The sequence below is a fragment of the Slackia sp. genome (assembly GCF_977041755.1).
In genome coordinates this window covers 1-10839 of sequence record NZ_CDRRGL010000065.1, presented here as the reverse complement: position 1 = coordinate 10839, position 10839 = coordinate 1, and the positions used below count along the sequence as shown (strand labels likewise).

Genomic DNA, 10839 nt, shown 5'->3' with positions numbered 1-10839 from the left:
TTCAAGGCGCAATTCGTGGCGTAAGGAAGGCCCAACATGCCTAACCTGCACGACATTGAAAAGCGCATCAAGTCGGTTTCTTCGACGAAGCAGATTACGCGCACCATGGAAATGGTCGCTGGCGCGAAGGTCAAATATGCCACCGAGCGTATTCAGACCTCTGCTCCTTACGCCGACTCCATGACCGAGATGCTGCAAGGCGTCGCGGCGCGCGTGCAGGCCAGCGAGAACCCCTTGCTGGAAAAGCGTGAGAGCGTAAAGCGTGTCCTGTGTGTGGCCGTGGTTTCCGACCGCGGCCTCGCAGGCGGCTTTAACTCGAACGTCCTGCGCACCGTCGAGAAGACGATTCGCGCGAAAAAGGCGCAGGGTGTCGAGGTGGACGTTATCGCCTGTGGCAAGAAGGCCGGTGGCTTCTTCAAATTCCGCGGCGTGACGCCGGTTCTTGATTTCAAGGACCTCTCCGCCGATCCGACGTTTGAAGAGGCGAGCGAGATTGCCGATTACGCTGTCAAGGCGTATGAGGAAGGCTCCGTCGACGAGGTCGTTCTGGTGTACAACCACTGCAAGAACGCGGCTGAGCAGGTGCTTCGTGAGGAAGTCATTCTGCCGGTCGATACCGAGGCTGTCGTTGCTGCGGCCGCCGAGGAAACCTCCGAGAATGCCGAAGTCTCCGCGAGCGTTGAGTTCGAACCCGAACCCGCCGATGTGCTCGCGCGTCTTCTGCCCGCTTACCTGCGCACGTCGATTTACCATGCGTTGATCGACTCTGCTGCTGGCGAGCAGGCCGCACGCCGCACGGCAATGCACTCGGCTACCGAGAACGCCAACGAGATGGTGGAAACGCTGTCGAGAGTGTATAACCGCGTACGTCAAGGCGCCATCACCACAGAGATCTCCGAGATCGTTGGTGGCGCTGCAGCTTTGGAGGATTAAATGGCTGACGAGAGAATGCTTACCAAAGCGGAACTCGATGCCAGCAAGGGTGCCACCGGTCGCATTGTGCGTATCGTCGGCCCTGTTGTTGACGTCGAATTCCCTGCGGATCAGCTGCCGGCGATTTATAACGCGCTGACGGTTGATGCGAAAACCCCCGCCGGCGAAATGCACGTTGTTCTGGAAGTTGAAACCATGCTTCCTGGCAACCTCGTGCGTTCCGTCGCAATGAGCTCTACCGACGGCCTGGTGCGTGGCACCGAGGTCGTTGACACGGGTCATCCGATTATGATGCCCGTTGGCCCTGAGACCCTTGGCCGCATTTGGAACGTCATCGGCGAGCCCGTCGATGAGAAGCCGATGCCCGAGGTTTCTGGCTACATGCCGATTCACCGCCCTGCGCCTGAATACGATACCCTGTCCACGAAGACCGAAATCTTCGAGACGGGCATCAAGGCTATCGACCTTATCGAGCCCTTCATCAAGGGTGGTAAGACTGGTCTGTTCGGCGGCGCTGGCGTTGGCAAGACCGTTATCATCCAGGAGCTCATTAACAACCTGGCGCAGGAGCACGGCGGCACATCCGTCTTCACCGGCGTCGGTGAGCGTACCCGTGAGGGTACCGACCTGTACCTGGAGATGAGCGATTCTGGCGTTATCAACAAGACCTGCTTGGTCTACGGCCAGATGAACGAGCCTCCGGGAGCTCGTCTGCGCGTCGGCCTGGCTGGCCTGACCGAGGCGGAGTACTTCCGCGATCAGGGCCAGGACGTTCTGTTGTTCGTTGACAACATCTTCCGCTTCACCCAGGCGGGTTCTGAGGTTTCGGCTCTGCTCGGCCGTATGCCTTCCGCCGTTGGTTACCAGCCCACGCTGGCTACCGAGATGGGCGACCTGCAGGAGCGCATTACTTCTACCTCTACGGGCTCCATTACGTCCGTTCAGGCTGTTTACGTTCCCGCTGACGACTTGACCGACCCCGCGCCGGCCACGACGTTTACCCACCTGGATGCGAAGACCGTTCTGTCTCGTTCCATCGCCGAGCTGGGTATTTACCCCGCCGTCGACCCGCTGGAGTCCACCTCTCGCGCCCTTGAGCCTGCTATCGTTGGCGAAGAGCACTACCGCGTGGCTACCGGCATCCAGGAGCTTCTGCAGAACTACAAAGACCTGCAGGACATCATCGCTATTCTGGGTATGGACGAACTTACTGAAGAGCAGAAGCTCACGGTTTCCCGTGCGCGTAAGGCTCAGCAGTTCTTCGGCCAGTGCTTCCACGTTGCGACCCAGTTCACGGGCCTGCCGGGCAAGTACGTCAAGATGGAAGACACCGTTCGTTCCTTCGCTGCCATTCTCGACGGCGAGTGCGACGAGATTCCTGAGCAGTGCTTCCGCCTGAAGGGTGGCATCGACGACGTGTACGCCGAGTACGAAGCCATGAAGAAGGACGAGGCATAAGCGATGACGAAATTTGCCTGCGATATCGTGACGCCTGAGGCGAAGTTCTACTCCGACGAGGTCCACTTCGTCGTGGTGCCCGGATCCGAAGGCGAAATGGGTTTCCTCTACGACCATGTGCCCTTGGTCTCGACGCTCGCGGACGGCGTTGTCCGCGTCCAAAAAGACGAAGGCGGCCCCTTCAAGGAATTTGCCGTTGAAGGCGGTTATGTGCAAGTGAGCGGTGACAAAGTCATCATTCTTGCCGACAAGGCCGAAGAGAAATAGCATCCATTGCATCTCTGAAAAGCCGATCCCATATGGGGTCGGCTTTTTTGTTTGTCGAACGGTGCGTGGGATGGCGCGAAGCGATGGGCGCGGTTGTCTCTTCTGCGGGAGTCGCTTGTTTCCTCCGTTGGTATTCGGCTGAATTGGTCGTTATCTTTTGCCAGGTAGGGCCCAATTACTTTAAGTGCCTTCTAGCCAATTCTTGGTTTCTGTGGTTGTATTAATACGATTACGCATCTGCAATGTATTCGAACCACGCGTAAGGAGGGCTTATGGCTCTGTCTCATTTTGCTTATGTGCGCCGCAACGTCATTTCGAGCGGCGTTGCGGTTGCTATGGCGGCGACGATGGCATTTCCCGCCGTTGCGCTTGCCGATTCCACCAATGGCTCTGAAGAAGATTCGGCGGCTTCTCATTCTGTCAGCTTGGACTCTGGCGTTTCAGTCGACGAAACTGACGCCAACTCAGCAGGGGAGTCGCAAACCAATTATGTGGCCGAGACAACCGGTGTGCAGGTGAATAAGGAAGACTATTATTCCGAAGAAGGCTCTCCCGAGGCGCTTATCTCGCTGTTTTCGATGGGGAGATCCGCGTCGGGTTTGCGCCCTGTGAACCTGAGCAGCGATGTAACGTATTTCGGCGCCTATGAGGGCGGCAGCTATGCTCAAACCTTGAGCTCGGGCGACGGGTTCCATGCGGTTGGCTATTATCAGTTCGACAATCGCTACGGTTTGTTTGATTTCATCCGCGCGGTGTATGCATACGACCCATCGAAATACTCGATGTTTGAGCAGTTCAACTATATTGCTGATTCGACCTTTAAAGCCGATAATGCCATGCGTCAAAACGGCCAATTCACGGCGCTCGGCGTTGCCTTGAATTCTTCCTGGAAAGCCGCATATGCGGCCGATGCCGAGGAATTCTCTCGTTTGCAAGATGGCTGGGAATATATCAAGTACATTGAGCCCGCACTTGACTATCTTGATTCTCGTGGAATCGACATTTATAGCCGTGCCGATGCCGTTCAGGGCCTTTGCGCGAGCTTGTGCAACCTTTTTGGCCCCTCTGGATGGCATAAATTTGTCGGAGGATATTCCGATGGGTATGACTGGAACGGCTTCTACAATAGCTGGAAATATTGGGACGGTTGCGGCCTGAACAACGATATGACCGATACTGAGTTTGTGAGTACTCTGTGCGACTATGTCGTCGAGAATGTTGGCGTGTTCTACAAGGGTCAGCCTCAATATCATCAGGGTTGGCAAAACCGCTACAAGCGCGAGAAGGCCCAATGCCTCGCGATGATCTCTGAACATGGCGATACCCATGTGAAAGCGGAAGATGCGACCGAGCCCGATCAGGATGGCTCTCTTGGCGGTGGTTCTTCGTCGAATGAGGGTTCTGGGTCGAGCGGCAATGGCTCTACGGCTGCTGGGGACACCAATGGTTCAGCTTCGAGCAATGCGCCCTCGAACGGAAGTGTTGGGTCGAATGGCGGCACTTTGTCGAATGGCGGGGATGTGAGTGCGGGTGGCGCTGGCTCCACTTCTGGCGATACGGCGAATTCGGGCAGCGTTGGCAGCGGGGCGAGCGCGGGAACGTTGGGCGGCCAAGGCTCCATCTCGAGTGGAGCCGGCAATGCGGTTGGTGACGGCTCCAACGGCAATGGTAATTCTGGCGCGGCTGTAGGTTCGGGTGCGTTGTCGGGATCTGGCTCGATTTCAGGTGAGTTCGCTGGCTCAGGATCTGTTCCCGGCTCCGGTGCGGCTTCTGGCTCTGGCTCCGTTTCGCCTTCGGGCGGCTCATCTGCGACGAGCGCTCCTGTCGTGAATATGGTTCCACTTATTCCGTCTTTTGCTGTTCCTGGCAATGCCATGAATACGGGCTCGAATGGTGTTTCTAATTCTAACCAGAATGCTTCTGGCGGTTCGAATACATCGACCGAAGCAGGCGGAAGCAATGGTGCGTCCATCGATACGGGCAACAATGCATCGAGCGACGCATCCCAGAATGGCGCCTTGGGAGGAGAGGGGGAGGCGCCGAGTGGCGGCTCCTCCGATGCTTCTCATGAGAACAATGCCGGCGTTGCTCAGGACGAACAGAAGGGCGACGGCGATTCCCTGAGCCTCGCTAAGGCATTAGGCAATGAGTCCGATGCTGGAGCTTCGAAGACGGCGTCCGACGCTTCTCAAGGCAATCAGGCAGCTGTCAACCAGGCAGAGCAGGGCGATAGAATCTCTCAAACCAACGACAGCATGAAAGGCCTCATTATCGCGATGGCCGCGATTGCCGTTGCGGCGCTTTCGGTCATCGGCGTTGTTGTTTTCCGAATGACCCATCGCAGGGACGAACGTTAGCGGCAGTTCCTCACCGATCAAGTAAAAAGCCGGGCTCGTGACATGACGAGCTCGGCTTTTTTGCTTTCGAAAATCTGTTAAACGCTACGAGCATTTAGCACGAACAGGTTCCTGGCAGGTTGTCGATAGCGTTCTGTTGCGATTCGTCAGACGATGATGCGATGATTGCGCAACGCTTTGGCGTCTGCCTTGAAGCGTATTGGGATTGCGATGAAGGCAGGGCGGTGCGAGCATGCTATGACATTTTGCGGAAGTCGCGCATGAGCTCCTGACGGTTTGCCTGCGCTGTTTTCTTCAGGATGTTGTGCACATGCACTTTAACGGTCGACGCGGCAAGGCTGAGCTCTCCCGCGATGTTTTGGTTGTCTTTGCCTTCGAGCACCATGCGAAGCACCTCGGTTTCGCGCGCGGAAAGGCCATAGTGTTGTGCATAGCCTGCAAGACCGGCATTGATGAATGCTCCCACGCGGCCCTCAGCTTCGGCGGGGGGCTTTACGAAATGAATCGAAAGCAGTTTATAGCAGGAAGCGCCAATAAATGCCGCCATCCATAGCATAAGGGCGTTTTCCGCGAAGTTGCGTTCGGGAAAAAACGGTACTGCGCCCGATTCGACCAACACGGGGTCGATATAGAACAGGAAGAGGACGTTTTCGATAAGCACGGCGGCTCCCAGCACGAGCACGCCAGCATACCCAATGCGATGGCGCCACATGCGTTCGCGCAGCGCGTCGCTTCGTCCCATATATCGAACCGCGATGTAGACCATTATCCAAAGCAGATAGAGCGTGCGCATGCCGTAAAACACGAAGAGGTGCGTGTTGCCTGATGGCATGAATGCGTAGACGGCCAAGCTCGCGATGACGAACACGACGGCAGGCGCGATTTGCAGTGCGCGGCGTTGCTCGTCGAGCGCGTCGCATACCATGAGCCAGAAAGCCGTGAACAGCCCACAGCCCGTAACGATCGAGGTGACTTGCGATCCAATGAAATACACCGATTCGGGCATGGTGCCTGTGGAGTTTACCGTGAAGTCGTCCAAGAAGACGAGCGCCACATCGAAGAAGTAAAACAGAAAGCCAATGCAAGCGAAGCCAAGATACTTGCGATGCGTGACCAAAAATGTTGACAAGCACATCGCCGATGTCATGATGCTCACCAGCAAAATGATAAGCGTGTAATAGAACAGAACGACCAAACCCATGGTTGCCCCTTTTCACGGTACTGGTTTCCCCTACAACCATTGTAGACCTCTCTGGCTGGGTATGAGTCGAGGATTATGTGAGGTGCATTTATTGACCTGGGTAAACGGCATGCTACACCCAAGATATACCCCCTCTGTACCAGAGTTATACGTAGCCAAATCGTTACTTTCCTCGATACACTCGCGCCAGAGAGAGGGGCGTTGGGCGCCATACGGGTGCGAGCCCCACGTCACAAGGAGGAAATATGGCAGAAGAGGCAGTGGCCACGCCGGTGGGAAACGGCGCGGCTGACGGAAAGCCGAAGAAGAAGCATAAGCTCAGCTTCCCTACGGCATTTACGATCCTGTTCGTAATCACCATTCTCGCAGTAATCGCAACGTGGTTTATTCCCGCGGGTGCCTATTCCAAGGTCGCCTACGTCGCCGACTCGGGCGTGTTCCAGATCACCGAACCCGATGGCAACGTTCGTACTATTGAAGGCACGGCTGAGGCATTCCATGCCGACCCCGAACTCGCCGGCATGAAGATCGACGTCAATCAGTTTCTGAACGGCGCTATCACCAAGGCAATTTCTGTTCCTGGTACCTACACCGAGCTCGAGTCTCAGCCCATGGGTGTTGCCGACGTCTTCACCTCGATGGTCAATGGCACTATCAACGGCGTTGACATTATGGTCTTCATTTTGGTTCTTGGTGGCTTGATCGGTGTTGTGAACGCATCCGGCGCATTCGAGAGTGGCTTGGTCGCGCTCACGAAGAAGACGAAGGGTCGCGAGTTCGCGCTCGTATTCCTCGTGGCCGCGCTCATGGTTTTGGGCGGCACCACCTGCGGTCTCGAAGAAGAGGCTGTTGCGTTCTATCCGATTCTGGTGCCTATCTTCTTGGCATTGGGCTATGACTCCATCGTCTGCGTTGGCGCTATCTTCCTCGCAGGCTCCATGGGCACCACGTTCTCGACGATCAACCCGTTCTCGGTCGTTATCGCTTCGAATGCTGCCGGCGTTATCTGGACCGAAGGCATCATGTGGCGTGTTATCGGCTGCGTCGTTGGCGCCATCGTCGTTATCTCCTACCTGTATTGGTACTGCAAGAAGGTCAAGGCGAACCCCGAGTTCAGCTACACCTATGAAGACCGTGAGAAGTTCGCCAAGCTCTATGCTACGCATGACCCCGATTCTGACAACATTCCTGCGTTCGACTGGAAGCGCAAGGTCATTCTGGTGCTCTTCGTCATGGCATTCGTCATCATGGTTTGGGGCGTTGTGAGCCAGGGCTGGTGGTTCCCGCAGATGGCCGCTTCGTTCCTCACTGTCGCCATCATCTGCATGTTCCTGTGCGGCCTTGACGAGAAGACCGTTACCGAGGCATTCATTAATGGCGCTTCGAGCCTGGTTGGCGTTTCGCTCATCATCGGCCTCGCCCGCGGCGTTAACTTGATCATGGAAAACGGCCTTATCTCTGACACGCTTCTGTACTGGGCATCCAACGCAGTTGCCGGTATGTCTGGTCCGCTGTTCATCCTCATGATGATGGTCATGTTCTTCCTGCTCGGCTTCATCGTGCCTTCTTCTTCGGGCCTGGCCGTGCTCGCAATGCCGATTCTGGCGCCGCTCGCCGACACCGTTGGCATCGACCGCTCCATCGTTGTTTCCGCTTACAACTGGGGCCAGTACGCAATGCTCTACCTCGCACCTACGGGTCTGGTCATGGCAACCCTGACCATGCTCGACATGAAGTACTCCCACTGGGTGAAGTTCGTTCTCCCGATGGTTGGATTCCTGTTCGTGTTCGGTGGCGCCTTGCTCGTTATCCAGGTTATGGTCGGCGCCTAACCTACGGTATATCCTTATCGCCCGCGGCAGCTCAACCACGCGCGGCGAGTCGCCATACGTCCCCGCCACGGGACGATTGAAGCCGCCCTTTCCCCTGGGCGGCTTCTTTCTTTTCGGAAGGGGATCGCGGCCGTGTTCTCGGGCATTCGTCTTGGGTTCACGGCCGCTTTGTTTTTTGCGATTATTCGACGATCGTCATTTCGGGATTGTCCTTCGTGACGATTCCCTTTGCCGCCACTTCCGCGCCCAGGAAACGGCGCATCAAATCGGCGAACTCGTCGAGCGCGGCATGCAATTCGGCCAGGCGCGCGCCATCGACGCATTCAATCACGAGAATTGCGTTGCGGGAATCGTCGGTGAGTGCCGTGCGCTGCCCATCGCGCCAATTGAAGCATCGACATACGGCTCCTTCTTCGTCGTAGTAACAAAGCTCGCCTGGCAGGGTGGGGGCGTTTTCCTCTTCGCCGATGGGAAGGAACGACTTGCCTCCCTCTTCATCGATTCCCAAGTGGAAGTCACCTACAAAAGCGTCGATGTTTTCTCCGCCAACGGGCAGGGCGTACTTCAGCGAAATGGCATTGTAAATGTCGACCGATGGGGTGATTGAGCCCACTGGATTGCCCTTTAACACGCGTTTGAGCAGGTTTTCGATGGAGCAGCGTGCCCCTTTCTTGGTTTTGAAGAGCTGGTATGCCCGACGCCATACGGCCACGACCTCGTTTTCGGAAATAGTGCTGCTCGTAAGGTGTTGGTTCGCCGTTGCATTCGCCTCATTGAGGATGCTCGTAATGGCTGCCTTGTCTTCGCTGGATACTTCGTCGGCGGTTTTCATGGCACGCACGACCATAATCCCGATTGAAGCTTCCGGCAGAATTTCCCAAAATGAGGGTTCTGCAATAAATTTCTGCATGGCTGGTCCTTTCTGTATCCGTATCGCGCTACGGAATTCGATGCGGTCTTCCTAGGCTGCTGTTCCTTTGAAAAACAAAAGCACTCGGGCCAATCGCGGCTTCAAAGGCCTAACGTCGCGATTGATCCGAGTGCTCGGTTTCCCACCCGGCGGCGGGATGTTTTCCAATTTGTGGCGCACTGTATCAAAAATGGGATAGCTTCGCTAGATTCATGGCCATTGGTGAGTACAATATCCAAGCATGATTGGGCCTGCTGTTTGTTGGTGTTCGTTCTGCGTCGAAGCCCGTCCGCGTTTCGTTTTTGCGTGCGCTGGCTTGGGCGAGATGGGCAGCAGAGGGCACGCCCCGCTTTCCAGAGCAACTTTGCTCGATTGCGCTGCTCGCCATGGTTGAGAGGAGTTCCGTTATGAAAAACTATCCAATGCAATATGCCGACCGTGAGATATCCGTCGAAGACGCGCTTGAGGTTCTCGACGAAGGGGAGTTCATCACCGTGGCGACTGTTGACGACGATGGCATGCCGTATTGCGTGCCGTTGTCGTATGTGGTTGAGCGCGGTTGGGGCTCTGTTGAAGGTGCAGGCGAGGGCGAGGAGCCTGTGTGCCGCATCTATATTCATACGACGAAGAATGACGGGCATAAGATGGCCGACTGGCGTCGCGACGCTCGCGTGTGGGGTAGCGTGGCGTGTGAGGTCGAGCCGTGCTACGAAGAGACGTTCTTTACCACGCGCTTTGCGAGCGCGATGGTTGCGGGTCGCATTCGTCACGTCGAGAGTTCGCTTGCGGTGCGAAAGATGCTCGTAGCGTTGTGCATGAAATACATGCCTTCCGAAAAGCACGAGATTGGTGGCGCGATTGAACGCGAATTCGATATCACCGATGTTTGGTGCATCGATGTGGAGCGCATCACTGGCAAGGCTGGTCGACGCAAGCCGAAAGCGTAGGGCTTTGGGTGAACACTGCTTTGGAATGCAGTACGAATGGTTCGAATCGGTGTGTGGACTCGGGGTAGCATGGTGCTTCTAAGCTAGAGTGCGATTTTTGAGCGACATAAGGCTTGTGGGCGTGGGTACCGTCTAGAGGCAAGAGCGCGGTTTTCGGCTGCGATCCTGTGGTTTCGAAAGTCGTGCGAAACCTGTTAAACGCTACGAGCATTTAACAGGTTTTCTGTGCGGACTGTGGCTCTTGCGCTCGCTGGGTTGCTATGATAAAACTAGATTATAGAAAACGACCATTTGTTCGTAAATATACGGAAGGGGTAGGGCTGCATGGCTTTCGTCCATTTGCATAACCATACCGAATATTCCATGCTCGACGGTGCCACCAAAATTAAAGACATGGTGCGCCGCGCGGCGGATCTTAACATGCCCGCCGTGGCTATTACCGACCATGGCGTCATGTGCGGCGTGCCCGAACTGTGCGATGCGTGCGAGGCGGTGGAAAAAGAAACCGGCAAGAAGGTCAAGCCCATCTACGGATGCGAAATTTACTTTACCGAAGATCCCGAAATCGGCTCGAAGGTGAAGTCGCGTTTGTATCATATGGTGCTGCTCGCGAAAAACAACGTGGGCTATCACAACTTGCTGCACCTTGTGAGCGAATCGCATTGCGACAACTTTTATTACAAGCCGCGCACCACGTTCGACATGCTGAAGAAATACGCCGAGGGCTGCATTGCTTCAAGCGCGTGTATCGCGGGCATTATTCCGCGCTGCATTGATGCGCGCGATTTTGAAGGTGCCGAGCAGTGGGCTCGCAAGCTCGCTTCGCTATACGAGCCGGGTGATTTCTACATCGAGCTGCAAGACCAGGGCATTACCACCAACGGCGGTATGAGTCAGCGCGAGATGAATGGGCATTTGACCGACATTGCGAATA

9 protein-coding genes are annotated in these 10839 nt (G+C 55.9%); 7 read left to right on the top strand and 2 right to left on the bottom strand.

Features of this window, described 5'->3' with window-relative positions:
• Nucleotides 1-36: 36 nt before the first annotated feature.
• The 4 genes from atpG to ACWI8T_RS06010 all read left to right on the top strand — a co-directional run bounded on the left by atpG (nt 37) and on the right by ACWI8T_RS06010 (nt 5015).
• Entirely contained in the window at nt 37-933 is an 897-nt protein-coding gene (gene atpG / locus ACWI8T_RS06025; protein ID WP_114615388.1) for an ATP synthase F1 subunit gamma, read from the top strand.
• The gene (gene atpD / locus ACWI8T_RS06020) at nt 934-2391 is read left to right on the top strand and encodes a F0F1 ATP synthase subunit beta (protein ID WP_123219596.1); all 1458 of its coding nucleotides are present in this window, start codon (nt 934-936) and stop codon (nt 2389-2391) included.
• Between the two features lie 3 nt (nt 2392-2394).
• Nucleotides 2395-2658 (top strand): ATP synthase F1 subunit epsilon, encoded by a 264-nt coding sequence (gene atpC, locus ACWI8T_RS06015; protein WP_114615386.1) that lies wholly within the window; start codon nt 2395-2397, stop codon nt 2656-2658.
• A gap of 272 nt (nt 2659-2930) precedes the next feature.
• Nucleotides 2931-5015, top strand: a complete 2085-nt coding sequence (locus ACWI8T_RS06010) for a VgrG-related protein (protein WP_449138297.1) — start codon at nt 2931-2933, stop codon at nt 5013-5015.
• Between the two features lie 235 nt (nt 5016-5250).
• Here the strand turns inward: ACWI8T_RS06010 and ACWI8T_RS06005 are convergent, their stop codons facing one another.
• Entirely contained in the window at nt 5251-6216 is a 966-nt protein-coding gene (locus ACWI8T_RS06005) for a helix-turn-helix transcriptional regulator (RefSeq protein ID WP_281667977.1), read from the bottom strand.
• 245 nt (nt 6217-6461) lie between these two features.
• Here ACWI8T_RS06005 and ACWI8T_RS06000 point away from each other — a divergent pair, with 245 nt between their 5' ends.
• Nucleotides 6462-8048, top strand: coding sequence for a YfcC family protein (locus tag ACWI8T_RS06000; protein WP_288483518.1), 1587 nt, complete (start codon nt 6462-6464; stop codon nt 8046-8048).
• 181 nt (nt 8049-8229) lie between these two features.
• On the opposite strand, the gene ACWI8T_RS05995 is transcribed toward ACWI8T_RS06000, so the two are convergent.
• Nucleotides 8230-8958 carry a B3/B4 domain-containing protein gene (locus ACWI8T_RS05995; RefSeq protein WP_449138296.1) on the bottom strand — a complete coding sequence of 243 codons (729 nt, stop codon included), beginning with the start codon at nt 8956-8958 and terminating at the stop codon, nt 8230-8232.
• Between the two features lie 407 nt (nt 8959-9365).
• Here ACWI8T_RS05995 and ACWI8T_RS05990 point away from each other — a divergent pair, with 407 nt between their 5' ends.
• Both ACWI8T_RS05990 and ACWI8T_RS05985 read left to right on the top strand, forming a co-directional pair.
• The gene (locus ACWI8T_RS05990) at nt 9366-9905 is read left to right on the top strand and encodes a pyridoxamine 5'-phosphate oxidase family protein (protein ID WP_288168990.1); all 540 of its coding nucleotides are present in this window, start codon (nt 9366-9368) and stop codon (nt 9903-9905) included.
• 324 nt (nt 9906-10229) lie between these two features.
• Nucleotides 10230-10839 (top strand): PHP domain-containing protein (locus ACWI8T_RS05985; protein ID WP_449138295.1); only part of this gene is annotated, 610 nt, incomplete at its 3' end.

Excerpts from the sequence above, each read along its gene's own strand:
- atpG (WP_114615388.1), top strand. The coding sequence starts at position 37 with ATGCCTAACCTGCACGACATTGAAAAGCGCATCAAGTCGGTTTCTTCG.
- atpD (WP_123219596.1), top strand. The coding sequence starts at position 934 with ATGGCTGACGAGAGAATGCTTACCAAAGCGGAACTCGATGCCAGCAAG.
- atpC (WP_114615386.1), top strand. The coding sequence starts at position 2,395 with ATGACGAAATTTGCCTGCGATATCGTGACGCCTGAGGCGAAGTTCTAC.
- ACWI8T_RS06010 (WP_449138297.1), top strand. The coding sequence starts at position 2,931 with ATGGCTCTGTCTCATTTTGCTTATGTGCGCCGCAACGTCATTTCGAGC.
- ACWI8T_RS06005 (WP_281667977.1), bottom strand. The coding sequence starts at position 6,216 with ATGGGTTTGGTCGTTCTGTTCTATTACACGCTTATCATTTTGCTGGTG.
- ACWI8T_RS06000 (WP_288483518.1), top strand. The coding sequence starts at position 6,462 with ATGGCAGAAGAGGCAGTGGCCACGCCGGTGGGAAACGGCGCGGCTGAC.
- ACWI8T_RS05995 (WP_449138296.1), bottom strand. The coding sequence starts at position 8,958 with ATGCAGAAATTTATTGCAGAACCCTCATTTTGGGAAATTCTGCCGGAA.
- ACWI8T_RS05990 (WP_288168990.1), top strand. The coding sequence starts at position 9,366 with ATGAAAAACTATCCAATGCAATATGCCGACCGTGAGATATCCGTCGAA.